Origin of the sequence: Flavobacterium celericrescens (assembly GCF_011392075.1) — a bacterium.
GTDB lineage: Bacteria > Bacteroidota > Bacteroidia > Flavobacteriales > Flavobacteriaceae > Flavobacterium > Flavobacterium celericrescens.
Map to the genome: position 1 here is coordinate 45640 of NZ_JAAJBV010000005.1, position 26065 is coordinate 71704.

24 protein-coding genes and 1 riboswitch are annotated in these 26065 nt (G+C 31.0%); of the genes, 8 read left to right on the forward strand and 16 right to left on the reverse strand.

The window, feature by feature from the left end:
* Positions 1-98: 98 nt before the first annotated feature.
* A complete protein-coding gene (locus G4L40_RS07945) occupies positions 99-614 on the reverse strand; it encodes a DUF2892 domain-containing protein (protein ID WP_166236672.1) in 516 nt (171 codons plus the stop codon).
* Between the two features lie 169 nt (positions 615-783).
* Here G4L40_RS07945 and rpmH point away from each other — a divergent pair, with 169 nt between their 5' ends.
* Positions 784-945: a 50S ribosomal protein L34 gene (gene rpmH, locus G4L40_RS07950; protein ID WP_007136275.1), complete on the forward strand. Its 162-nt coding sequence runs from the start codon at positions 784-786 to the stop codon at positions 943-945.
* A gap of 172 nt (positions 946-1117) precedes the next feature.
* Positions 1118-3973, forward strand: coding sequence for a carbamoyl-phosphate synthase large subunit (carB, locus tag G4L40_RS07955; protein ID WP_166236673.1), 2856 nt, complete (start codon positions 1118-1120; stop codon positions 3971-3973).
* Between the two features lie 113 nt (positions 3974-4086).
* Here carB and G4L40_RS07960 read toward each other — a convergent pair whose 3' ends face one another.
* From G4L40_RS07960 to G4L40_RS07975, 4 genes are all read right to left on the reverse strand, one after another.
* Positions 4087-4503 (reverse strand): hypothetical protein, encoded by a 417-nt coding sequence (locus tag G4L40_RS07960; RefSeq protein ID WP_166236674.1) that lies wholly within the window; start codon positions 4501-4503, stop codon positions 4087-4089.
* A gap of 293 nt (positions 4504-4796) precedes the next feature.
* Positions 4797-5468: a hypothetical protein gene (locus G4L40_RS07965; RefSeq protein ID WP_166236675.1), complete on the reverse strand. Its 672-nt coding sequence runs from the start codon at positions 5466-5468 to the stop codon at positions 4797-4799.
* Positions 5469-5506: 38 nt separating this feature from the next.
* Complete coding sequence (locus G4L40_RS07970) at positions 5507-6046, reverse strand: YceI family protein (RefSeq protein WP_166236676.1); 540 nt, start codon at positions 6044-6046, stop codon at positions 5507-5509.
* Between the two features lie 11 nt (positions 6047-6057).
* Positions 6058-6420 carry a c-type cytochrome gene (locus G4L40_RS07975; protein ID WP_166236677.1) on the reverse strand — a complete coding sequence of 121 codons (363 nt, stop codon included), beginning with the start codon at positions 6418-6420 and terminating at the stop codon, positions 6058-6060.
* 84 nt (positions 6421-6504) lie between these two features.
* On the opposite strand from G4L40_RS07975, the gene G4L40_RS07980 reads away from it, so the two are divergent.
* From G4L40_RS07980 to G4L40_RS07995, 4 genes are read left to right on the forward strand one after another with little or no spacing between them, the layout of a single operon-like run.
* Positions 6505-6891 (forward strand): OB-fold protein, encoded by a 387-nt coding sequence (locus G4L40_RS07980; protein WP_166236678.1) that lies wholly within the window; start codon positions 6505-6507, stop codon positions 6889-6891.
* Positions 6892-6893: 2 nt separating this feature from the next.
* On the forward strand, positions 6894-7406 hold the full coding sequence (locus G4L40_RS07985) for an ankyrin repeat domain-containing protein (RefSeq protein WP_166236679.1): 513 nt from the start codon (positions 6894-6896) through the stop codon (positions 7404-7406).
* Positions 7407-7412: 6 nt separating this feature from the next.
* Entirely contained in the window at positions 7413-8189 is a 777-nt protein-coding gene (locus tag G4L40_RS07990) for a T9SS type A sorting domain-containing protein (RefSeq protein ID WP_166236680.1), read from the forward strand.
* A 9-nt stretch (positions 8190-8198) separates the two neighbouring features.
* Entirely contained in the window at positions 8199-9095 is an 897-nt protein-coding gene (locus G4L40_RS07995; protein WP_235922616.1) for a DUF5777 family beta-barrel protein, read from the forward strand.
* Between the two features lie 37 nt (positions 9096-9132).
* Here the strand turns inward: G4L40_RS07995 and G4L40_RS08000 are convergent, their stop codons facing one another.
* From G4L40_RS08000 to rmuC, 7 genes are all read right to left on the reverse strand, one after another.
* Complete coding sequence (locus tag G4L40_RS08000; RefSeq protein WP_166236681.1) at positions 9133-11277, reverse strand: DUF3857 domain-containing protein; 2145 nt, start codon at positions 11275-11277, stop codon at positions 9133-9135.
* A gap of 10 nt (positions 11278-11287) precedes the next feature.
* Positions 11288-13195 (reverse strand): transglutaminase-like domain-containing protein, encoded by a 1908-nt coding sequence (locus G4L40_RS08005; RefSeq protein ID WP_166236682.1) that lies wholly within the window; start codon positions 13193-13195, stop codon positions 11288-11290.
* 100 nt (positions 13196-13295) lie between these two features.
* Complete coding sequence (locus tag G4L40_RS08010) at positions 13296-15347, reverse strand: FG-GAP-like repeat-containing protein (RefSeq protein WP_166236683.1); 2052 nt, start codon at positions 15345-15347, stop codon at positions 13296-13298.
* Between the two features lie 27 nt (positions 15348-15374).
* Positions 15375-16508 carry a hypothetical protein gene (locus G4L40_RS08015; RefSeq protein ID WP_166236684.1) on the reverse strand — a complete coding sequence of 378 codons (1134 nt, stop codon included), beginning with the start codon at positions 16506-16508 and terminating at the stop codon, positions 15375-15377.
* Positions 16509-16585: 77 nt separating this feature from the next.
* A complete protein-coding gene (locus G4L40_RS08020) occupies positions 16586-17143 on the reverse strand; it encodes an acyl-CoA thioesterase (protein WP_166236685.1) in 558 nt (185 codons plus the stop codon).
* The gene (locus G4L40_RS08025) at positions 17144-17521 is read right to left on the reverse strand and encodes a 6-phosphogluconate dehydrogenase (RefSeq protein WP_166236686.1); all 378 of its coding nucleotides are present in this window, start codon (positions 17519-17521) and stop codon (positions 17144-17146) included.
* Between the two features lie 3 nt (positions 17522-17524).
* Positions 17525-18904, reverse strand: coding sequence for a DNA recombination protein RmuC (rmuC, locus tag G4L40_RS08030; protein ID WP_166236687.1), 1380 nt, complete (start codon positions 18902-18904; stop codon positions 17525-17527).
* An 83-nt stretch (positions 18905-18987) separates the two neighbouring features.
* Here rmuC and G4L40_RS08035 point away from each other — a divergent pair, with 83 nt between their 5' ends.
* Positions 18988-19554 (forward strand): pseudouridine synthase, encoded by a 567-nt coding sequence (locus G4L40_RS08035; protein WP_166236688.1) that lies wholly within the window; start codon positions 18988-18990, stop codon positions 19552-19554.
* Position 19555: 1 nt separating this feature from the next.
* On the opposite strand, the gene G4L40_RS08040 is transcribed toward G4L40_RS08035, so the two are convergent.
* The 4 genes from G4L40_RS08040 to G4L40_RS08055 all read right to left on the reverse strand — a co-directional run bounded on the left by G4L40_RS08040 (position 19556) and on the right by G4L40_RS08055 (position 23621).
* Entirely contained in the window at positions 19556-20341 is a 786-nt protein-coding gene (locus G4L40_RS08040) for an ABC transporter ATP-binding protein (RefSeq protein WP_166236689.1), read from the reverse strand.
* A 2-nt stretch (positions 20342-20343) separates the two neighbouring features.
* Positions 20344-21369 carry a FecCD family ABC transporter permease gene (locus tag G4L40_RS08045; protein ID WP_166236690.1) on the reverse strand — a complete coding sequence of 342 codons (1026 nt, stop codon included), beginning with the start codon at positions 21367-21369 and terminating at the stop codon, positions 20344-20346.
* Positions 21370-21394: 25 nt separating this feature from the next.
* On the reverse strand, positions 21395-22525 hold the full coding sequence (locus tag G4L40_RS08050) for an ABC transporter substrate-binding protein (RefSeq protein WP_166236691.1): 1131 nt from the start codon (positions 22523-22525) through the stop codon (positions 21395-21397).
* Positions 22526-22796: 271 nt separating this feature from the next.
* Positions 22797-23621, reverse strand: coding sequence for a T9SS type A sorting domain-containing protein (locus G4L40_RS08055; protein ID WP_166236692.1), 825 nt, complete (start codon positions 23619-23621; stop codon positions 22797-22799).
* A 38-nt stretch (positions 23622-23659) separates the two neighbouring features.
* Positions 23660-23937, forward strand: a riboswitch (cobalamin riboswitch).
* An 82-nt stretch (positions 23938-24019) separates the two neighbouring features.
* Here G4L40_RS08055 and G4L40_RS08060 point away from each other — a divergent pair.
* On the forward strand, positions 24020-25957 hold the full coding sequence (locus tag G4L40_RS08060; RefSeq protein WP_166236693.1) for a TonB-dependent receptor plug domain-containing protein: 1938 nt from the start codon (positions 24020-24022) through the stop codon (positions 25955-25957).
* Positions 25958-26065: the final 108 nt, after the last annotated feature.

The window sequence follows — 26065 nt, forward strand, 5'->3', positions numbered from 1 at the left end:
TAGTTAACAATTGAAAACTCGTTAAAAACAACAAAAAAGTCGTTGATTAACAAAAAAAGCACCCAAATAGAGTGCTTTTTTTGTTGAAAATGAATCAGTTACATTTTTTTCATTTGATCTTTCATCATTTTTATTTGATCTTTAAGCATGTTTTGCTTGTCTAATTTTTTAGCTTCGTTTAATAAATTTGTTGCTTCTAATTTTCTTCTACGAGTCATAGCGATACCAGCTAATTGTAATTTTGCAAGCGCTAAATCTTGATCCATCGACAAACCTAAAGCGATTGCTTTTTTGAAATAGCGTTCAGCTTCGTTTAAATTAGTTTGAGAAACCATTAAACCATGTAAATAGTTAAAATAACCTTGTTGTTTTTTTACTAAAGCAGCTTCTGGATTTTTAATGTGTGCTAACCATTTTTGAGCTCCAGGAAAATCCTGTTTTCTTAATTTTAAAAAAGCTAATAAAATAAATTCGTTTTTAAAGTATAAGAAAATAAATATCGTTGAGAATAATAATAAGAAGATACCATTTCCAATATTATTTTCTGTGAACTGATAAATTCCGAAAGCTATAATTAAAGCAGCTAAAACTAATTTGATATTTTTGTGAAACATTATAGTGTATATTTGTTGTGTGCAAAGATAATAAAATCAATTAAAAATATTTTTAAAAAAGTACTTGCGAATGAAAAAAGTCTTTGTATATTTGCACTCGGTTTTCAGGAGATGAAAAACCTTAGAGTTTTAAAAAGATTTTTATTATAGATTTTAAAAGATACTAGCAATGAGTAAGAGAACGTTTCAACCATCAAAAAGAAAAAGAAGAAATAAGCACGGTTTCATGGATAGAATGGCTTCTGCTAATGGAAGAAAAGTGCTTGCTCGTAGAAGAGCTAAAGGAAGACATAAATTAACTGTTTCTTGCGAACCAAGACACAAAAAATAATGTTTTAGCTTAAAACAATATATCAGCCGTTACTTTTATTAGTAGCGGCTTTTTTTTAAACTGTTTATAAAATTTGAATAAGTTTTAAAGCTTGTTTCGATACAACTCTTTGAAAATTAGTAATTTTATAATCACAATATAACTACAACCCACAACAACAAAACAACATACAATGCCTAAAGACACAACAATCAAATCGGTATTAATTATTGGATCTGGACCTATCGTTATTGGTCAAGCTTGCGAATTTGACTACGCAGGTTCTCAATCAGCTCGTTCACTTCGTGAGGAAGGAATTGAAGTTATCTTAATTAACTCAAATCCGGCAACCATTATGACCGACCCAACAATGGCGGATCACGTTTACTTAAAACCGCTTACTACAAAATCTATTATTGAAATCTTAAAAGCGCATCCTCAAATTGATGCAGTTTTGCCAACTATGGGAGGACAAACAGCTTTGAATCTATGTATAGAAGCTGATGAAAAAGGGATTTGGAAAGATTTTGGTGTAAAATTGATTGGAGTAGATATTAATGCGATCAATATTACTGAAGATAGGGAACAATTCAAAAATTTATTGAATAAAATAGGAGTTCCTCAAGCACCAGCTAAAACAGCTAATTCTTTCTTAAAAGGGAAAGAAATAGAACAAGAATTTGGTTTTCCTTTAGTAATTCGTCCTTCGTTTACTTTAGGGGGAACAGGTGCGGCAATTATTTATAAAAAAGAAGATTTTGATGCAGCGTTAACCTATGGTTTAGAAGCATCACCAATTCATGAAGTATTGATTGATAAAGCTTTAATGGGTTGGAAAGAATATGAATTAGAATTATTACGTGATAGTAACGACAACGTAGTTATCATCTGTACTATCGAAAATATGGATCCAATGGGAATTCATACTGGAGATTCGATTACAGTAGCGCCAGCAATGACGTTGTCAGATACAACTTTCCAAAAAATGCGTGATATGGCTATTTTAATGATGCGCTCTATCGGAAATTTTGCAGGTGGTTGTAATGTGCAATTTGCAGTTTCGCCAGATAATAAAGAAGATATTGTGGCGATTGAGATTAATCCCCGTGTTTCGCGTTCTTCGGCATTAGCTTCAAAAGCTACGGGTTACCCAATTGCAAAAATCGCAACAAAATTAGCTTTAGGATATAATTTAGATGAATTACAAAATCAAATTACAAAATCAACATCCGCTTTATTTGAGCCAACGTTGGATTATGTAATCGTAAAAATACCAAGATGGAATTTCGATAAATTTGAAGGTTCTGATAGAACTTTAGGTTTACAAATGAAATCGGTTGGAGAAGTAATGGGAATTGGACGTTCGTTCCAAGAAGCACTTCACAAAGCTACGCAGTCGTTAGAAATTAAACGCAATGGGTTAGGAGCAGACGGAAAAGGCTATAAAAACTACGAACAAATCATTGAGAAATTAACTTTCGCAAGTTGGGACAGAGTTTTCGTAATCTATGATGCTATTGCAATGGGAATTCCATTGAGTAGAATTCATGAGATTACTAAAATCGACATGTGGTTCTTGAAACAATATGAAGAATTATTCCATTTAGAAAGAGAAATTTCGAATTATAAAGTAGATACATTACCAAGAGAATTGCTTTTAGAAGCAAAACAAAAAGGATACGGAGACCGTCAAATTGCCCACATGATGGGTTGTTTGGAAAGTCAAGTACACAAATTGCGTGAAGAGCAAAATATCAGACGTGTTTACAAATTAGTAGATACTTGTGCGGCAGAATTTAAAGCGGTAACGCCTTATTTCTACTCGACTTTTGAAGCTGAAATTGAAAAAGCAGACGGAACCAAATACGTTCACAACGAAAGTATTGTTACCGATAAGAAAAAAGTAGTGGTTTTAGGTTCGGGACCAAATAGAATTGGACAAGGAATTGAGTTCGATTATTCTTGCGTTCACGGGGTTTTAGCTGCAAAAGAGTGTGGTTATGAAACTATTATGATTAACTGTAATCCAGAAACGGTTTCTACCGATTTTGATACGGCAGATAAATTATATTTTGAACCTGTTTTTTGGGAACATATTTACGATATCATCCAACACGAAAAACCTGAAGGTGTAATCGTCCAGTTAGGTGGACAGACAGCTTTGAAATTAGCTGAAAAATTAGCAAAATACGGAATCAAAATTTTAGGAACTTCATTTGATGCTTTGGATTTAGCAGAAGATAGAGGACGTTTTTCGGATTTATTAACCGAATTAAACATTCCATTTCCTAAGTTTGGAATTGCTGAAAGCGCTGAAGAAGCTACAAAATTAGCAGATACGTTAGATTTTCCATTACTAGTTCGTCCTTCGTATGTGTTGGGTGGACAAGGAATGAAAATCGTCATCAACAAACAAGAATTAGAAGAACACGTAATTGATTTATTAAAATCGATTCCTGGAAATAAATTATTGTTAGACCATTATTTAGATGGCGCTATTGAAGCAGAAGCTGATGCGATTTGCGATGCTGATGGAAATGTGTATATCATAGGAATTATGGAGCATATCGAACCTTGTGGAGTACACTCGGGAGATAGTAATGCGACTTTGCCTCCGTTTAACTTGGGTGAATTTGTAATGCAACAAATCAAAGATCATACTAAAAAAATTGCAATAGCTTTAAAAACAGTTGGGTTAATCAACATTCAATTTGCGATTAAAGATGATACGGTTTACATTATCGAAGCCAATCCAAGAGCTTCTCGTACTGTTCCATTTATTGCAAAAGCGTATGGCGAACCGTATGTAAATTACGCAACAAAAGTAATGTTGGGGCACAATAAAGTAACTGATTTTGATTTCAATCCGAAACTTAATGGTTATGCGATTAAGCAGCCAGTATTCTCTTTTAGTAAGTTTCCAAATGTAAATAAAGCATTAGGACCAGAGATGAAATCAACAGGAGAAAGCATACTATTCATAGATGATTTAAAAGATGATCAATTCTACGATTTGTATTCAAGAAGAAAAATGTATTTGACAAAATAAAAATAAAAGAAAATCCCAATCGAAAGATTGGGATTTTTATTTGTAAACCAAGCCCCCATAGTTTACAAAACGAAATTTAATTGTATTGAATTTAGTAGTTGTTTAAATTTTATTTAGTAGCTATCTATTATCAAAAAAAGTTTATTATTATTATTTATTGCTGACAGACATATTTTAAGCACTTCTTCATATTCTGAAAGTAATAAATCAAAATCTATATTATCTTTAATGCTTATTAATTGTTGGTATAATTCTTCGATTCTTTCGCATTCTTCTTCTTTGTTTTCTGCCCAGCAATTTTCATCTTTATCTCTTGTCGTGCAATATTTATATACAACACTATTTTTGTCCAAATTTCTAAAATTATAGTTTGACATCATTATGTTGTCAAATAAAGTTGAAGACAGAAGTAATTCAGTTACTAATTCTCCTTTATTATTTCGTTCTCTTAAAAAAGCTTTACCTAAAATTAGTGTAAAGTGTTTTTGCCAATTGCTCAATAAATCAATTCTTCTTACATCCAGCTCCATAGAGTTTTTATTTGCAACGTTTCATGTGATTGTTGTTATTAAAAAAGTAACAATCAAAATTTGGGATATTTATTTTGTGCTTTATTTTAGTCAAATGTAGGAAAAGATGCATTATGCGCATTACAGATTTTCTGTACATTTTGTTAAAGTTTTAGTGTTTTTGGGGTATGAATTATTGTTTAATTGTGGTGAAGCAATGAAAAAAATTGAATACTTGAAATTTTGTCTTTTATAAGCATAAAAAAAGCACTGAGATTTCTCAGTGCTTTTTTTATGCTTATAAACAATCGGTATTACATACCGCCCATTTGTTTTTGAAACTCTTCCATAGTTACTTTTGTATATCCTTCACCTATAGTAAAGCAATCTTTTGGTAATTCTTTTGAGAAAGAAGTTGCAGTCATTGTCATATCTCCTTGTTCCGTTGCTACTTTTATTTCTAACGGATATCCAGCTAGTTTTACTTTAGTTTCTTTTACAGATTGTTGAGGAGCAATTGCATCTGTAATGTAGAAAACACTTGAAGTTCCATCATTCATTTTTACAGTTGCTTTGTAACACTTAAAACCTGCAATTTCTTTAGTATCTTTTTTGTCATAAGCTACTTCAATAGCATTTTCAAGATCTCCTAAACCTTTGTTAGCTTTTAAAGCTTCTTCACCAACTTCAATAATTTCATATTTCATTCCCATTACTTCAATCGTCATTTTAGCGTCTTTAAGATTGCCAATCGGAGTAATAGTTTTCATAAGCATCATGCCGCTCATCATATTCATATCTGTAGCTTGATTTTTTTCGTCAAAATGAATTGATATTGTGCTTTCTCCCATCATGGCAGCAGCTTCGTCATTTCCTGATAGGCTCATTTTGTAAGTTACAGAACCTTTTTTTAATGCTGTTTGAGCATTCATGGTAACACCCGCAAGCAATAAGAAAGCGAATGCGATTTTTGTTATTTTTTTCATTTAAATGGATTTTTGTTTCGTAAATGTAATAAAATATTTTACTTCAGTAAAAATTCTAAAGAAACATTTACCTTTTTAGAAACTTTTTTGCTTACAACACTAGGAATTTCAATTCCAAAATCATCACTATTCACCGAAAAATTAGAAATTATTTCTAAGCCTTCACTCGTTTTTTTGATCTTAGCAATGACAGCTATGTCTTTTGATTTTCCATGGAGTTCTAGCTTGCCTTTTAAAGTATAATTTTGGGAGGAAGTTGTAACTTTTGAATAATCAAAGTTTTCAATTTTACCTTTAAATGTTGCTTTTGGGTATTTTGCACTTTCAACATAATTTTCGTTGAAATGTTCCTCCATTAGAGCTACTTTAAATTTGAATCCTTTCATTAGAGCTAATGAAGCAATTTCTCCTGTTTTGGTATTTAAAACACACGATGCCCCAGTATTTTTTGCTTTTACTTCTTCAAAAGCAGGAACTGATGCCTCAAAAGTAATTGTGCCGCTTTTGGTAAGTATTTTTTCTTGAGCTATTATTGAACAACCCCAAAAAAATATTAAAATAAATAGTCTAATTCTCATAGTTAAAATTTTTATTGTGGGAAATTAGTATCAATCCATTCAGATACTGCATTGATGTCATTTTGAGGTAATCTTGGTCCACCGAGTGGCATGGCCCCGGAAGAGCCTTCAGTTCTGGAAATTCTATCTAATAGGTTACGAGTTAAAACTGCATCTTTGACATTTTCGTATGTGGTTAATGACATTGGAGCTCCATTTGTTGGTGTGCTTCCGTGACAAGAAATGCAATTGTTGTCAATAATTGATTTTATCGTTGTAGTGTAAGTGATTTCGTTTAGGTCATTTGGTTCTCCTAAATCGGAAACACTATCTGATGTACAGCTGCTGAAAGCTATAAATCCAGATAAAATGAATAGATTAATTTTGTTTTTCATAGTGTTTTTTTATTAAACAAAAATAACGAATTCACTTGTATGTACAAATAAAATCATTAATTTTGTTATGTTAAAATAAAGAAAATGAAAAAAAAATTGTTAATTTTTGTTGTTTTTGTAATTTTTGGAGGTTTTTTATTGTATAACTATATTTATAAGGAGCATCGAAATATTGCAAATGAAACGGAGTCATTTGTTGTAACGGTTGTAGATTTAAAAGAAGATTTTTCAAAAAATGATAGTCTTGCCAATGCTAAATATTTGGATAAAACTATAGTAATATATGGGAAAATAACCAGTATGGATTTATCGAATAAGATGTTAATGATAGATACATCATTAGCAGCAGTTATAAAAGATAATAATGTAGAATTGAAACAGAATGATTCTATAAAGTTGAAAGGTAGATTTATAGGATATGATGATTTGTTAGAAGAATTTAAAATGGATGAATGTTCTATAATTGAGTAATAATGAAGTACTTTTTATTGATTTTATTTTTTACTGCTTTCGAATGTTTTTCACAAGAAAACAAGATTTTTACTATTGCTCGAAAAGGAACTGTTGAAGAAGCTCAGAAGTGTTTAACAGAGCAGCCAAATAGTGTAAATGAAACTAATTTGCATGGATTTTCACCTCTAATAATTGCTTGTTATGGTGGAAATTTAGATGTTGTTAGTTTTCTTATTGAGGCTAATGCTAATATTAATTATGTTTCGCCAGAAGGTACTGCTTTAATGGCTGCAACAGTGAAAGGAAATGTGGCTATGGTTCAATTATTATTAAAAAAAGGAGCAAATACAGATTTGACTAATGAATTAGGAATTTCGGCTTTAATGTATGCGGTTCAATTTAAAAACGTATCCATCATAAAATTGTTATTAGAATATAATGCTAATAAATTATTGTTGGATAAAGAGGGTAAATCAGCTTTTGAATATGCTGTTTATACTAAAAATGATGAAATTATTAATCTATTAAAATAATTAGCTATGAAAAACAAAATTACTTTATTATTAGTACTGATTGCTGCATTTGCAAATGCTCAGCAAAAATCCACCGGACTTGTTACTTTGTCAACAAACATGTCTGCAACTCTATTACTTGATAGTGGGACATCACTTGCAACACTTACATTAACTGGGCCAAACGATCGATGGTTTGCATTACAGTTTGGCTCTTTCGCTGGAGGTATGGAATCAGGAGCGGATTTAGTATATTGGAATAATGTCACATTGGTTGATGCACGACATAATGGAGTTGGTGTTACTCCTACAAATGATGCCACAAATAATTGGACGGTAACATCAAACTTGAATAATACACCTAGTGCAGGATTACGAACCATTGTAGCCACTAGAGCATTTAATACAGGAGATGTAAATGATTTTACATTTGTTTTTGCTAATACTAGTATTGATTTAGCTTGGGCAAGAAGTGGTTCAGCGTCATATAGTTTGGCAAATCATGGAGGCACAAATAGAGGTGTTTTATTAGATAGAACATTTACTTTAGGAACTGAAAGTTTTTCTTTAAAAGATTCACAATTGTATCCAAATCCAAATGATGGAGATTTTACAATTACAACTAAAACCTTTTTGACCAAAGTTAATGTATATACAATTACAGGAGCTTTTGTAAAAACAATCGAAGTTGAAGAAAATTCTGAGAATGTTGAAGTCAATATTTCTGGCTTGGAATCTGGGGTATATCTATTAGAGCTTCAGAATGACATAGAAAAATTTTGGAAAAAAGTAATTGTAAATTAAATCTAATATATGTTAAATATTAAAGAAAACATGTGGAAAGTATTGATGTTATTAACATTTCCACTAACTATCTATGCACAAGATGATTTATTAAACGAAATTGATACAACTGCTACAGATGTAACTGTTGAGTCGGCTTTTAAGTCATTGAAAATTATAAATTTAGAATCTACTAAATTAGCAGCTAAAGGCGATTTATATTTTGTTGTAGCGCATAGGTTTGGATTTGTAGATAAAGGGTTTGATGATTTTTTTGGATTGGATAATGCAAATACACAAATTAAATTTTTATATGGTGTAAATGATTGGTTAACAGTTCATGCGGCAAGAAGTGGGTTTCAAGAAACATATGATTTAGGTGTAAAATATAGATTGTATTCTCAAAAAGAAAATGGATTTCCGGTAACAATTGTTGGATACAATAGCTTAGCAATTAATTCAGAAATGAAAGAGGAAGATTATCCAAAATTGAAATTTAATAACCGATTAAGCTATGTTACACAAATATTAATTTCTAGAAAATTTTCTGATAAATTTTCTTTTGAAATTGCTCCTAGTGTATTTCATGAAAATACTTTACGAGATATTTTAGATGAAAATAATGTTGTGATTTCTCCAAACCCTCAGGATAATACGCAATTTGCTGTTGGATTAGGTGGAAGATATAAGTTAACAAATCGTTGGTCTGTAAATGTAGATTATGCGGCACATTTGAATAGAGCAAGTGAATCGATCTATAAAAATCCATTATCGATTGGGTTTGATTTAGAAACCGGAGGACATGTTTTTCAAATGCACTTTACAAACGCAAACGCTATGCATGAAACAGGTTATCTCGGACAAACTGTTGGTGATTGGGGAAAAGGAGAATTTGCCTTTGGATTTAATTTGATAAGAGTGTTTTAATAAAAAAAACCGAGCTTAGCTCGGTTTTTTTATGTTTTTAATTTTTCTTAAGTAACACTTTCTCTTGAGAAAATTGATATGCAGCATCTAAAAAGGCAATCATTTTTTTCCAATTCTTACTTGGTTCATAGGAATTAATATAATTCTTGGAAGAAGTAATGATTAGTTTGCTATCTTTTATTTCTGCTTTACTGATAAAACTTCCAGTTTCATTTTCAATTTTTATATTTAGTTTTTCTACGCCGCTGATTGAATATCCTGTAGGAATGTCTAATATTATGCTATATTCAAATGAACGCGGAAACTGTGTGTAAATATTATTAGTTCTTTCATACTCTTTTTCTTCAATATCAACTTGTGAACTTATAAATTTACCGATATCCAATATGTAATTATTCCCCGCTTTTTTAATAAAATTTGATGTGATTGAGAAATTTTCTGTTATTACTAATGGATCGTCAATGCCAAATCTTCCAGTTTTAGAAACTTTTAAGTTGTGTTTATCAACTTTAATGTCATATTCATCTTCTATCTCTTTCTTGAATTTATCTACTTGATTTTGTTTGTATTTTTCAATTAAAGCAGCATATTCTTTTTTATATTTTTCTTTATCTTTTTTATTTTTCACTAACTCTAAAACTGGACTAGTACCGTATTTTTCGTAATCTTCAGTCACATAATCATAAAAGAAAATTTTGCTATTATGCTCATATTCTTTATTATGACCATAAAGTGAAGATGTTTTTGTTGCATTTGCAGTTAAAAAATCTGAAGCTAAAGAAATAGTTGTTATTACTTTACTAACATTATCTTTGTATGAAAGACTTGGAAGTTTTATTTCTTCAATATCACTAACCTTTTTACTCTTAGAAACTTTTAAAGCATAGGCTTGAGTGTTTTCTAAAGAACTATCAAATTGATTTGGAATTGCAAATGGATCAAAAATTCCGAAATAGATAGGATTTTCTGTATTTACTTTTAATAATATTCTAATATTTTGTTGAATTAAAACATCACTTATAGGTCCATTTTCTCTTCCTGTTGCTACAATGATGTCAAATTCAATATTTTGTTTTTTTAGAAATTGCATGAAATAATTAATGAATTGTTCTTCCTTATTAAAAAATGTTGGATAATTACCATATAAGTAAAAAGGATTCATTATTTGAGCCTCGTTTATTACAAAAGCTTCTATATACCTTGTGTAAAACTGATGTCTCATGAAGTAATATACTTCTTTTACTTTTTCTTCTTTTGAGTTGAAATTTTTTCCTTCAAGAAAATCATTTACATCTCTTAAATCAGCAGAAGGGAAAAATTTAGAATCATAGTAATTAAAAATATCTTCTTTAGTAACAGTTTTTTTTATAATGCTTTCTTTTTCAGGTAAAAAAGCTTCTGCTCTTTGTTCAAACTTACCTGATCGAGCAAAGAAAACTTGAAACTTATAACAAGGAAGTTCTACTAAAGGTAAAAACCATCTAGGGAAATCGTTTTTTGGAATATCGCTAGCTATAATCTCATATTTACGTTCGCCACTTTTTTCTAATGGGATTTGTTTTAATTCAGGACCATTGTTGTATGTATTGAAGTTTACAAAGAAATCATTCTCTGTTTGAAAAGTTAATTTGTAATTTAGTATAGGATAATTTTCTCCCAATGTTCTTTCAACTGGGTCAAATCCAAATTCAAACGTGGAACTAAAAGTTTCAGTACTATAATTATAAAAATCAATAATATCACCAATTTCTAAATTAGGCACAGCTATTTTTTTTTCTTTATCTAATGTAACTGCTTCTTTTTCAGTGTTTATTATGATTTCATTCCCATTTGGTTTGATGATTTTTATTCCAATAACAGTTTTGATTACTGCTCCATATCTAGGATTTGTTTTTTCAGAATAATTAAATTCAGAAAAGTTTGTTACTGCAGCTTGGTCATTTAGTTTTACTTTTTTTCTGTAAGCAGATCTAAATGTAACATTTTTGCCAAATTTATGAAAATCATAATCTTCATATTTATAAATTACTACTGCAGATTCGTTTTTATATTTTTCTGGAATTTCATTTATAATTTTATAATTGTCATTTTTACCCCAAAAGAAATCTTTTATTTCATCTTTTGTTTGTGCTTGAGAAATACTAATCATTATAAAAGTTAGTAAAAATAGTTTAAATTTCATTTTTAGAATTTTATTTGGTTAAAACAACTTGTTCAGAATAATTTTTTTGAATGGCTTCATAATGGTTTTTCCAGTCATTAAATTTTGATGATTTGATGATTCCATTTTTAAATAGGAACTGTTTGGTATATATTAAAGTATTGTCTTTAATTTCATATTTCATAGTAATTGTGTAATCGTCAGTTTCAATTGAAATATTTTCAGGCACTTTAGTTACTTTATACCCTTCAGGAATTTGCAAATTAATTGTAATGTCATCAAAAGATTTATAATCTAAAACGAAATCAGTTTTACGTTCTTTAAAATCAAAAGAGTTATATTCTTTGTCATAATTCAAATCAATATAAATTTCATTATCGAATGAAGAAATATGGTTAGCGATTGATACGTCATATTCCAATGTGAGTTTCTGATCTCTATTTAATAAATCGGATGTTTTAATATTGCTAACTGAACAGTTTTTATCTTTTGAATTTAAATACCATCTTAAAGCATCTTCTTTTTTATCGTTTTTAATGGTGTTATAACTGTATAAAAATGAAGCTTTACTTTCGCCTAAAAATTCTTTTTTTATTTTTCCTTTTAATGTTACATTTTCAATAGTATAATTTAAGATACTTTTTTCTGTATTAGAAATTGCATTTTGTATAGGTATCTTGTCTAAAATAAATTTATCCCCATCTTCAATCATTACTTCTTTGCCTTGAATTCTTTGGGCATATTCACCTAAGGAATTGTATTTTTCAGTTCCATCCAAGAAATATCTTTTACCATTCTTAAAGATAGCGCAAATCATATGATTATCGACAGAAAGTGATGGAGTACTGTAGTCATAAACAATATGGTTGGTTCCAATCCAACATAATCTTGCGTCAAAACCAGCTTCTTTGAGCATTTGTTTTGTTAAGTTAGCCATTCCTTTACAATCACCATATCTTTTTTGAAAAACGTTTTGAGAATCATCGGGTTTAAATCCAGCAATTCCATCTTCAAAAGCTATGTATCTAATATTATCTTGAACCCAATAATAGATATTTTTTATTTTTTCATCTTCAGTTTTCGCATTTGCAATTAATTCTTTCACTTTAGCTGCAAATACGTTTTTATCATCTTTCATAGAGTCAATTAATGACTTGTACCATTTGTATAAGTCTGCTGGTGAACTAAATAATGATTTTTTCTCATTTTTTATGCTAAATGATTTAGCTATAAATAATATATGTGGATATAAAAAACTTGGACCTGGACTGTATTTTTCTTTAGGATTTCCATTTACATTTTCTATTGTATAGGTATATATAGTGTTTTCTGTGTTTTTTGTAACTACTTTTTTGATTGAAAATCCTTCAAAATTAAATTCTTTAATTTCAATATCTAACCATTTCGGAATTTCAATAATGACTTTTTTTTCAATAATTGGATATTCGTCACTAAAATATACGCTTGTAAAATATTTACTATCTTTAATTTTCTTTTCCATTTGGTAACTGTAAGTATAACCTTGAACAGGAAAATCAACTTGCATAAATTTTACCCTCGCATCATTATAAAACAAATCATTGCTTTTGTAAAATTCATCAGCAACATAAAAATTTGCCTGTTTGTTACTTTTATATTTTAAAGAAAAATTTTCTATAACAGATTGACTATCATAAAATTCATATTTTTGAATATCAGCCCGATGATTAATATTCATTAAGTGTTCTTTTACATCATAATTAACTTCAACGAGATCGTTAGTTTTATTAATGTTAAAAGTTACCTTTTCTGTACTACTAAGAATTGCAATATCAAATTTGTCATACTTTTCTCGTATTGATTTTGCTGTTTTGATTTCTTCAGGCGATGGGTCTGCATTTTTTTGAGCGAATGATGAGATGCAAAAAAACAATGAGAATAAAAAGGGAAAAATTTTCATGTTAAAATAATTTGCAATAATATAAAAAAATAGTTTACATATTAAAATAAAAAAACCATCTTTTCATAAAAGATGGTTTTTTTATTGGAGCAATTAAAACTTAATTTTTCTTTATAAAACTCTCTGAATATTTTTTACCATCTTCTGTCTCTATTGTTAAGATATATAATCCTTCAGCTAAGTCAGCGATACTAAAACTATTGTTATTTAGAGAAACAGTTTTAATTACTTTTCCTAAAGTTGAAATAATGCTTACTTTTTTAACCATTAAACTTTCGATGTTAGAAATAGATAACATATCAGCTGCTGGATTTGGATATAAAATGATAGATGCATCACCGTTGTCTACTAGACTCAATGGACTAGAACCTTCAATAACTGTTAATGATTGATTTGCGCTAGGATTATTGATTACATCCACAGTTCCAGATGGCCAAATAATAACTACTTGTGTTATGCTTGTTGCTGTTCCAATTCCAAAATGTGCATTAAGAGAACTCATATACTTGAATCCTTCACCACTTCTGATATCTCTAATTTGTTTTCCCCAAGGACCATAAATTTCTACTCTAGCTCCAATTCCGTTGCTATTGCTTTGAATCCCTTTTAATAAAACTTTAATCCAATTGTTTGCATTTGGAATAGCGTAACGAATTGTACTACCATTTAGGATATCTAAGAAACCATCATTGTTTAAATCTCCAATTGCACCTACACTAATTCCGCTATAGCTAACAGGTAAAAATGTGCTATTCCCTTGGTTAAACATAATTTTGTTTCCACCAGCTAGTACATCTACATAACCATCGTTGTCAAAATCATAAGCTACATTATCAATATTAGTTGATGTGTTTGTATCCCAACCTGAACCTGCAGTAATGTTTGTAAATGCTTCTTCTGTGCTATTTGTGGTATCTAGATTGTTTCTAAAATATTTATGTAAGCCAGCACTAGCTGTAATAATAATATCCATATCACCATCATTGTCAAAATCTGCAATTGCTGAAGACCAAGTTTGAATAGGAGTTACATTAATTTGCGCTATAGCTGAGATATCTGTGTAAACGCCAGCCCCATCATTTCTGTGAAGTTCGCAAGGAGGTCCAGAACATTTTGAAACAAAAACATCAGAATCACCATCATTGTCAAAATCTGTGAATAAAGTTGCATAATTACCACCAATTGTACCAAAGGTCATAGCGCCTGGAGTTACAGTCGATTGGTAAAAAGTTAAATTATTCGCACCATCATTTAAGTAATAACAATTTGGAGCAATATCATGACATGAAAAAACATCTAGATTTCCATCGTTATTAAGATCTGCAAAATTAGTTCTTTGGCAGAAAATATATTGTCCAGGTGTAAAATTTGAATAAGCAGTTCCAGTACTATTTGATCTCCAAACCGAAAGACCGCTTCCATTTCCTAAAACTAAATCATTAAAACCATCTTTATTAGTATCGCCTGCAGCCATACTCCAAGTAGGCATCATACTTGTACCAGTAATTGGAAAATCTGAAACAGAAAATGTTCCTGGTGTTGTTCCTTGATAGTGAATTCTTAAGTTGTTTGCACTAACTCCAGCAATATCATCTTTACCATCACCGTTCATGTCTGCCACACAAATATTATATGTACTATTAACAGTACTAACTGTTTGTGTAGTGTAAGTAATAGGAGTAGGTGGTGGAATAACAATAGGTGCTTCAATTAACTGAAAAGTAAATCCACTAGATGTCCATTTATTATCCCAAGCAATGATATAAGTTGTATTTGCAGTAACATTAAAGGTTGCAACAGATGAATAGTTTGCTCCCGTGTCGTCGTCACCTGAATAACAAGTTAAACTAGCACATGTTCCAGTATATACGTGAAAACGAGTGTCAACTTTTGGGGTGTTCTGAACAATGTCTGTAGTTATAGTAACTGTGTAATTGCTTGATGGGGTATAAGCATACCATTCTCCTGCTGGAGTGCCATTTGTAATAGCTCCATTATCAGCACATATTGGTGATGGAACTTGTGTTCCATTTACTGCAGATACGATATATAGTCCAGCAGTCGTTATTGGTGATGCAGAAGCACAAGTGTCTTGAGCTTTTGCAAAATGCCCTATCAATGAGAGGGCAATAATTAATGTAATTTTTTTCATGGGTTAGTTTATTTAGTAGTTAGTTTTTTACTGGCAAGGTTGAAGTGAATTTATCCATTGTTCAATTAAAGCCACACCTTCGGTATGAATTACGGTTCTACCATGTAATGGCATACGATAATTTTCATTTGTTGTGTTTAGTCTATAATATAACATTGAACGATTAATATTTCCAGGAGATACAATTTTGCTCAAGGCAGGAGGAAAATCTTGCATATCTTGTGTGCTTACACAAACACCCATGTTTGCTAAACCATTTACTAAATCACCAGTTTCAGCAAACGCAAATCGCATTGGTCTATAGTCGCAATGTCTGTTATCTTGATGACAATGAGCACAATTGATGTCTAAATAAGATCTAACTCTGCTTTCTAGAGGTTTTGAGGTGTCTGTATAATCGATTGTGGTATTATTAGCAGAAGGTAAACTGAAATTATTTTGTAGATAACCAACTTCAATCCATTTTGTCAATTGGTTTTTAGTTTCAGTACCATAATTATAATCAAAATTTATATTTTGTGGTTTTATTCCGATTGGAATATTAACATCAACAGCTACACTGTTTATTGTTTGTCTTGCTTTATGGCATGTAATACATTGTACTTCGTTTGGGATTCTATAATTTGGAACGCTATGTAAAATATCATTTTCGTCTTTATAATCAATACTAACATTACTTCCGTCCATATCTAGATAGGCTTCTGTTTGTTCTGTATTCCAAACATAATCGGCAAATATCCAACCGCTAGATTTTCTAATCATTATTCTAGTTTCAATTATTTTGGTCGTATTTGACGGTTGAACTTTATCGTAATAAAAAGTTTTTATTATCGCAGCGCCTACAGGAAGTTCTAAAATTTGTCCATCTCCATTGTATGTTGCTTTTACTCCTTTTGGCATCCAAACAAATCGTTTTTTGTGTGCATAATCAGTAAATAATGGAGATGCTGGTTCGTATGGTAATACGTCCAATGATGGGATTTGATTTTTCATTTCTCCATCAAAAAAATGATAATCAGAAAGTTTTTCGTACGGAACAGAGGTTAAGTCAACTACTACTGGAGATACAGGTGTATATTCATCATCATTGTCATTTGTACAGGCAACAATAATTAAAAGAAAAATACCAATAATTGAAAATAAAGCGTATTTTTTTGTCATATAGTTAGAGATTTGTTGTTTTTGTTCTAACAAATATAACTTTTTTTTTAAAATAGCAATATTTTTTCGAAGTTTACTTATTCATTTTTGAAGTTTTCTGAAATTTCGATGTTGAAATTTTCTAAATTTTTCAATGCTTCATCAGATTTATAATCAAAAGTCATTTCCAATTCTTTGTGCTTCTTTTTGTTTTCGATACGATTAATACTATCATAAAAACGACGAACTTCTTCCATATTGGATAAAATTAATTTAGGAACTTTTACATTGTTACCCATTTCGTCTTTGGCAACCATTGTAAAATAACTCGAATTGCAATGTTTTTTGACACCAGTCTGAATGTGTTCTGAAATTACTCGAATTCCAACAACCATTGAAGTTCTTCCAACATAATTTACTGAGGCTTTCAAAGTTACTAATTCGCCAATTTCCACTGGATTTAAGAAATCAACCGTGTCAACGGAAGCTGTTACGCAATAGCAACCTGAATATTTTGATGCACAGGCAAAAGCTATTTGATCCATTAATTTAAGTAAATAACCACCATGAATTTTCCCGCTAAAATTTGAGTGAGAAGGCAACATAAGTTCTGAAAGAGTTATTTTTGAAGCAGCTACAGTGTTTGCAGTATTCATTTATTTATTATTAAAGTATGGTGATTGTTCTGGCGTTACTTTTACTATAAAATAATGTGTGTCACCCCACCAAGGTAGTGTTTTGATACGTTCTTTGTATTCTAATTTTACATATTGACCTTGGTATTTTTTTAAATCTTCAATGACTTTTTCTTCATTATCTTGAACAGAAAATGGAAAAAATCGTGTAGCGCCAAAACCTTCATTTAGTTCGCCTTCCCATGTTTTGAAGATAATTCCTTTGTTGCTGAATTTTGACAAAACTCCGCTTCTAACGCCGTCACTTATAGTGAAATTGTAAATAAATAGCGTATAACTCACTAAACCAATAGTAATTGCTAATAAAAAATAAATTAAAATTTTTCTTGCTGTGTTCATCTGTTAATTTTTTTCTTCTGTTAGTATATTTTCTTCGTTTTCAGCTCTTTTTAAAACCGATTCAGGTAATGCTTTTTTAGCTTTGGCTCCCATTTTCTTTAATTTTTCAACGCTAGTAATTAAGTTTCCTTTTCCGTCGACTAATTTGTTCATGGCGTTACCATATTCAATTTTGGCTTCGTCCATTTTTTTTCCAATTTTAATCAAATCACCCACAAATCCTTCAAATTTATCATACAAAGCACCTGCTTGACGCGCAATCTCAATCGCATTTTCTTGTTGTTTTTGATTTGTCCACATGCTGTCAATCGTGCGTAAAGTAGCCAAAAGAGTAGAAGGTGTTACAATCACAATGTTTCTTTCAAAAGCTTTGTTGTACAAAGTTGTATCTTCATTTAAAGCCACCGCAAAAGCTGATTCGATTGGAATAAACAACAAGACAAAATCGGGACTTTCCATGTGGTATAAATCCTGATAATTTTTGTTACCCAATTGTTCAACATGACGATTTATCGAAACTACGTGTTCTTTTAAATGCTGATTTTTCTGATTGTCATCTTCTTCATTTATGTAGCGTTCATAAGCGGTTAATGTTACTTTCGAATCGATAATCATTTTTTTGCCATCTGGAAGATTGATGATAACATCTGGAAACACACGATTGCCGTCTTCCGTAACGTGACTTTGTTGTACAAAATATTCTCTGTCTTTTTCTAAGCCTGATTTTTCTAACACGCGTTCTAAAACCAATTCGCCCCAATTTCCTTGCATTTTGCTGTCGCCTTTTAAGGCTTTGGTTAAATTGATGGTTTCCTTGCTCATTTGTTCGTTCATTTCGCGAAGCCCCAATATTTGTTGGCGTAACGCGGCATGATAATCGATACTTTCTTTATGCGTGTCTTCGACTTTCTTTTCAAAAAGTTGGATTTTGTCTTGTAAAGGCGACAAAATATTTTTCAAATTTTCCTTGTTTTGCTCGGTGAATTTAACCGTTTTTTCTTCCAGAATTTTATTAGCTAAATTTTCAAATTCTTTGGTGAATTTTTCCTGAAGTTGTTCTACTTCTTGCTTTTGTTCTTTGTTACGCTCTAATAAATTATCAAAATCATTTTCTTTTTTAGCCAAATGAATAGCTAAAGATTCCTTTTCTTTTTGAAGATTTTCTTTTTCAGAGGAAAGTTGGGCAAACGATTTTTCAAACTGATTGCGTTCCGTTTGAAATTGCACTTTCAATTGTTCTATTTGACCTAAAAGCCCGTTAATTCGTTCTTCTAAACCCGATTTTTCAGATTGTGATTTGGCACTAAAAATTAACTTACCGATAAAAATTCCAACGGCAAGTGCTACAATAAAAGTAATTAAAATAAGCATGGATTCTGGCATAAAATGAATTGTAAAATGTAAAAATACGGAATATATTGAAACCCCAAATTTTAAAAATGTATTTTTGTTTCAAATTTTTATAGATGCATCATCACTTTCTTATTCACAAGCCTTATGGCTATTTGTCGCAGTTTATTTACCAATTAAAACGCAAGAAAAAGTTGTTGGGCGAATTATATGATTTTCCCGAAAACACGATGGCAATTGGTCGTTTAGACGAAGATTCTGAAGGTTTACTTTTGTTGACGACGGATGGTATGATGAGCGAAATTGTCCGAAGCAAAAAAGTAGAAAAAGAATATTATGCTCAAGTTGATGGAATTATTACTGAAGAAGCCGTTGAACAATTAAAAAACGGAGTCGAAATCGGCTTGCACGGCAAAAAATACAAAACCAAAAAGTGTAAAGCATTTAAATTAGAATCTGAACCAAATTTAGGCGAACGCGGTAAAAAGATTCGCGATGAGCGTCACGGTCCAACATCATGGGTTTCTATAACTTTAACGGAAGGAAAATTTCGTCAAGTACGCAAAATGACATCAGCAGTTGGTTTTCCTACGTTGCGATTGGTTCGTGTGCGTGTAGGAAATATTCATTTGAATGATTTAAAAGCAGGTGAAGTTTTAGAAGTGGGTGGTTTTGATGTGTAATTTACCTAATTTTAAATTTCCCAATCGAGGCATCAAATGTCAAATGTTCGGTATCAAACAACGTATTAAAAATCCCAGTTTGAATTAAATTACAAGGTTGGTCTTGTACAATTTGAGTTGGTGTAAACACAATCATTTCATCAGTCATTTGAATTGCCAAATCGATGTCATGTGTTGAATAAAGTATGGTTTTTCCAGTTTCATGCGTAAGTTTTTGTAACAATTTCAAAAGAGTTGCTTTGTGAACTAAATCTAAATGCGTCGTAGGTTCATCTAAAATGATAATCGAAGTATCTTGCGCCAAAGCTCTAGCAATTAAAGCAATTTGCAATTGGCCATCACTAATTTCGTCATGTTTTTTATGAACTAAATGTTGGATTTCTGTAAGTGAAATAGCTTCTTCAATTTTCGTTTTGTCTTCTTCTGATAAAGTGCCTAGCCAATTGGTATAAGGTTGTCTTCCTAAAGCAATGATTTCGTAAACGGTTAAATTGCTTGGTGGTAATTTTTCAGTTAAAACGATGCTTAATTCTTGAGCTAAATCAAGTGGTTTGTAGCTTTGAAGCGATTTGTTTAGTAAGGTTATTTCACCCGATAAAGGAGGAATGAGACCTGTTATTGTTTTTAATAAAGTAGACTTTCCAATTCCGTTTTCACCAATTAAAGCGATTAATTTGCCTTTTTCTAAACCTAAATTGATATTTTGAGCAATAGTAATTGTTTCCGATTTGGTTTTGTAGCCAATCGAAAGGTTTGAGGTTTGTATGGTGAAATTTTGTTCGCTCATGATTAAAATCGTTTCTTTCTAACTAACAACCAAATCACAACAGGCGCTCCAATTACAGAAGTTATAGCATTTATTGGTAAGGTAATATCATTTCCTGGAACTTGAGCAATCGTATCGCAACACAACATGACAATGGCACCTAGTAACAGTGTACTCCAAAACAACACAAAATGATTACTGGTTTGAAACAACAATTTCGCCATATGAGGAACTGCCAATCCTATAAAAGCAATCGGACCTGCAAATGCAGTAATGCTTCCTGCTAAAATACTAGTGGCGATAATGATTAAAAAACGCGTTTTCTTATAATTGATTCCGATGCTTTGCGCATATTTTTCTCCTAATAATAAAGCGTTCAACGGTTTGATAACCATAAAACTAATTCCGATTCCAATGAAAACAAAAATGGATAAAAGCGAAATTTCATTCCAAGATAAATTCGAAATGCTTCCCATTGACCAAAAAGTGAATTTCTGTAATTTTTCAGCAGTAGTAAAATAGGATAGCACCGAAACAATAGCACTTGTAAAACTTCCAAACATCAATCCAACAATTAGAATTGCCATGGTGTCTTTTAGTTTTTTCGATACTAATAAAACAGCCATGAAAACCAATAAGCTTCCTAAACTCGAAGCTAGAATTAATCCGTAATTCGATAAAAAGAAGGATGATATAAAGGTTGGTAAAAATCCAGTTCCTAAAATGACAAATGCCACTCCCAAACTCGCTCCCGAACTCAATCCTAAAACATAAGGTCCAGCCAATGGATTTCTAAATAACGTTTGCATTAACAATCCACTCATCGAAAGTCCGATTCCTACTAAAATAGCGGTAATCGCTTTAGGAAAACGGAAATTCCATAGAATAATTTCCCAACTTTCCTTACTCATGTCTTGCGATAAAAGTCCGTTAACCACTTCTTTTAAAGGAATAGAAACCGAACCTAAGCTAATATTCACCAAAAACAAAAACACCATTGCGACAAGCAAGAGGATGAAAAGAAGGTTTTGTTTTTTGGTTAATGGCATGCGTTGAATTTTTGGCTAAATTACGTTATTTTAATTTCTCAAAAAAGAATAACTCATGGTTTGGCAACACTTCGGGATGTAAAATTTTTACAATGTCTTTTAAAACTAAATCAGGACGATTTTGTGCTAATTCGTAATAAATTACGCCACCTGTTTTGCCTTTTTTTGTACTAAACGAATATACGTTTTTGTTCTTTACAGCTTTGAAGTGAATGTAATTTGGGTTGTTGTCCAAAATTTGTTGAATTGAAGTAAATTGCCCTGGACCAATCCAAAAATCAGCGTCTTTTGCCTTATCTAAAACACTTTCGAAGGATAAAGCTAAGCTTCCGGTTCCTTTGGAATCTTTCCATAGGTAATTTCCGTTGGCTTCTTTTAAAAAATAGGCTGCCCAACTATCGCCTTGTGGTAAAAACCATTGGTCTTCGTAGATAGCGCCGGCAAAAATGGTGGGTTGGGTTTTAGCATTTTTCGCTAAAGCTAATACGGAATTGTATTCTTTCTCTATCGAATTGAAAATCTCGGTTGCTTTTTCGTCTAAATCATATAATGCACCAAAAAACTTAATCCATTCGGCTTTTCCTAAAGGCGTTTTTTCGGTCCAATCGCCGTTGAAGATGATTTTTTGGCCATTTTTTTCTAAATTTTTGTAGGTTTTCAAATCGCCATCTACACTAAAGCCGACAATTACATCAGGTTGAATGTCTAAAATAACTTCGGTATTTAAACCTTGATTGGAGCCTAAATCTCGCACTTTCCCCGCATCGATTAAAGCTCTTGTTTTTTCAGATGAAATGTATTGTGTGGTTGGAAAACCAATTAAAGTATTTTCAACACCTAAAGATTCTAAAGCGGGAATATGTGTTGTAGAAGTAACGATTATTTTTTTGATTGGCACTTCAATCGAAGTAAATTGTTGCAAACTATCAGGAATTTGAACGCCTTTTTTATGAAGAACATACGTGTAATCATCTTTAGCTTCAGGATATGCATTCGAAACTTTTACAACCGAAAAACCATCATATTTTTCGATTGAAAATCCTTCCGCATGTTGAATACTGTTTTGTGTAGAAGTATTCGGATTTGCAGAACTTTTCGATTCTTTACATTGGATGAATCCTAAAAATAAAATTACTAAAATGAAATAGTGGCGCATGAAAATGTTTTTTGCAAAAGTAGTTTTTTATTTTTTTGCCACGGATTATAAAGATTAAAAAGGATTTTATTTGTGATGCTTTGTGGAAAACTTCGTGTAACTTTGTGTAACAAATAAGACAAATAGAAACCAACAAAACCACTAAATTTGTAATAAAAAAATATGAGAACAGATTCTAACGCTTTCCTTTATGCAGTAGCAACCATTATTTTAGCACACTTTGTAATTGGCTTTATTTGGTTGTGGCGTAAGATGAATAAGAAGAAGTAGGTTATTTCTTTATTATTTTTTGTCTGTGAACTTCACTAGAATCATTGGTAAGTTCAATAATGTATATTCCTGAATTTAAATTTAGAAGCGAATTTTTAAAATTTTCAAATTGGTTTACATCAGTTATAATCTTTCCATCTAATGAAAAAAGTTTGTAATTAGTTATTAGGTTATTACTTTCAATTTCAATATCATTTTCAAATGGAACTGGGTAAATCTTAATTAAATTATTAGAAAATTCGGGAGTATTTAAAAATACTAAACTTGCATAGTGAGAAGAACTTATAACAGAGTTGTAATTAATTAAATCATTTTTTAAATTGATTACATTACAATCACATTGTAAATAATAATTTTGAAAATAAGTTACATTATGATTTAGTAAAATAGAATTAAGACCACTATCGTTGGTTATTACAATACCATTTGAATCGGTTCCAGTTTGAATTCCAATAGTTGGATTTACTAAATTATACATTAAAACATCCCCAAAAGTTTCAAATTCTGGACTTAGACTAACTTTAGTTACAAGTGAAGAATAATTTTCTAAATCAGTTATAAATCCATTCAAATTAGTTCCTGAGTATATTGCGAAAATAGCATTGGTATTATCAATTTCATGAAAATTGTCGGTAATTGTCGTTACATTATGATTCTGAAAAATAGTATTCAAACCGGCATCTGATGTCGAATCATTGTATGGATTAATAGGATCATTTAGATTAGTAGTAACGTAAACGCTAATGGAGTTGGTGGATATTTGAACATATAAAGGTTGTGAAAACCCATAAAATCCAATTAAAAAAAGGAGTGCTATTTTTTTCATATTACCAATTTTAACCAAAATTACAAAAAAATATAATACCTTTGCACCCGAATTTTGGTTGTTGTTTCTGAATTTTTCAAAACAACATTAAAAGGGAATTAGGTGTAAGACCTAAGCTGTACCCGCAACTGTAAGCTATCAAGCTTGTTATTATCTACAATACCACTGTTGGTAATTTGGAATTAAGAATTAAGAATTAAGACTTTAGAAATTATGCTTTCTAACTTCTGACTTCTAACTTCTAACTTCTAACTTTCGATGGGAAGGTTGATAACAAGACGCAAGCCAGGAGACCTGCCACATTCGTTGAGTAACAAACTTTCGGGAAAAAAAGTTTGAGTATGGGTAAATTCTGTGCTTTTCTCCCAATTTTATTAAAAATTTTATTAACCCTTAAAATGAACAAAAAGTTTATTGGCTTAAGTGTATTTACACTAGCTACTGCTTTTGCGTATGGACAAGAACAAGATACGATTAAAGCAACTAATTTGAAAGAAGTGGTCGTTTCAGACACAAAATTTGCACAAAGTAGAGAAAAATCAGGTAAAATTATTGAGGTAATCACAGCTCAAGATTTGGCTAAAAAACAAGGACAATCACTTGCCAATGTATTGAGTCAAGTAGCTGGAGTGGAAATCAACGGTAATCAATCGTTTGGAGGAAAAAACTTAGGTTATTACATTCGTGGTGGTCGCAATCGTCAGGTTGCTATTTACATTGATGGTGTTCCGGTTTCTGATGCATCAGGAATTAATATTGAATACGATTTGCGTCTGATTCCAGTAGAACAAATCGAGAAAATTGAGGTAATGAAAGGCGCTTCGAGTACTTTGTATGGAACAGGAGCTGCAACTGGAGTTATCAATATTACGTTGAAAAAATCAGCTAAAAAAGAAATTTCGGGAAATGCGTACATCAATATGGGAACGCAAAACACTTCGGAGACTTCAAAAACAAGTCCACAAGATTTTAATCAAGGATTTTCGGTTAATGGAACGATTAATAAAGTTTCATACATGACTTCATTGAATAGTACAGAAACTAAAGGAATGTCCGAAGCAGCTGGAGAAAATTTTGAAGAGGATACGTTTTCTAGAGTTAATGTGCTCCAAAAAATCGGTTTTAGGGTGAATGAGAAATTGAATTTTGATTTTTTTGGAAATTATGATCGAATTAAGAATACATTTGATAATTCATTTGATGGGAATAGTGCTAATTCTGATGATTTGAATAACAATAGTTTTTCCGAACAATTTAGAATCGGATTCTTGCCAAAATACAAATATGCTAAAGGAGAGTTTGCAATTAATACAGGTGCTACAACAATAGATAGAACTATTAATATTTCAAACTCATGGTCTGGAACTATAGATGTTTATAATTACACAGGAAGAACTGTTTCTGTTGATGCATTTAATAAATATAAATTTAGTAATCATTTGTTTGCAGTCATAGGAACACAATATCAATATGTAGACATGACTCAAAAAGATGCTTATACGGATGTGGCAAGAGAAGGAGCTAAGTTTAATTTAATTGACCCATATATTACTGTTGTTTTTAATTCTGAATTTGGCTTAAACATCAATGCCGGAGCAAGATTTAACACACATAGTGAATATGGAAATCAAGTAGTTTATAACTTCAATCCAAGTTTTTCTTTTGAAAATTTACCTTTAAAAGTTTTGGCTTCGTACAGTACAGCTTTCATCACACCAAGTTTATACCAATTATACGGTCCTTACGGAAATTTAGACTTAACTCCAGAAGAAAATGCAACAGCAGAATTTGGTTTTGAATCGCAATTATTAGATAAGAAATTGACAATTAATGCAGTCGGTTTTTATAGAGAAGAAGAAAATACTATAGGATTCTATTATAATTCTGCTACGTTTGAATCTTACTATATCAATACCAATGGAACATATAATGCAAAAGGAATTGAAGCAAGTGTGAGATTTAGGTTGTCAGAAAAATTCAATATTGGTGGAAATTACACTTTTACACAAGTTGAAGAACAATTAAACCGCTTGATTCCAAAACACAAAGGAAATATCGATTTGAATTATCAGTTTAAAAAAGGAACTTTTGGATTAACATATCAATATGTAAATCAACGTTCAGATGCTTATTATGATTCTAATATATGGGCAACAGCTGCAGTCGAGTTACCAGCTTATCAATTGCTTAATTCAAATATATCTTATGATTTATTGCCTAATCGATTGAGAATATTTGGAGCAGTAAATAATATTCTTAATGATGACTTTCAGGAACTTATTGGCTACAATTCGCGAGGAAGAAATTATAAATTAGGTTTAAATTTCATGTTTTAATAAAGTTAATTAATTGATTTTTAAAAGGTTTTGGTAATTATTTATCAAAACCTTTTTTTATTTGTAACAAAATTGATTTACATTCGTCTTCATTATAAACCAACCCAT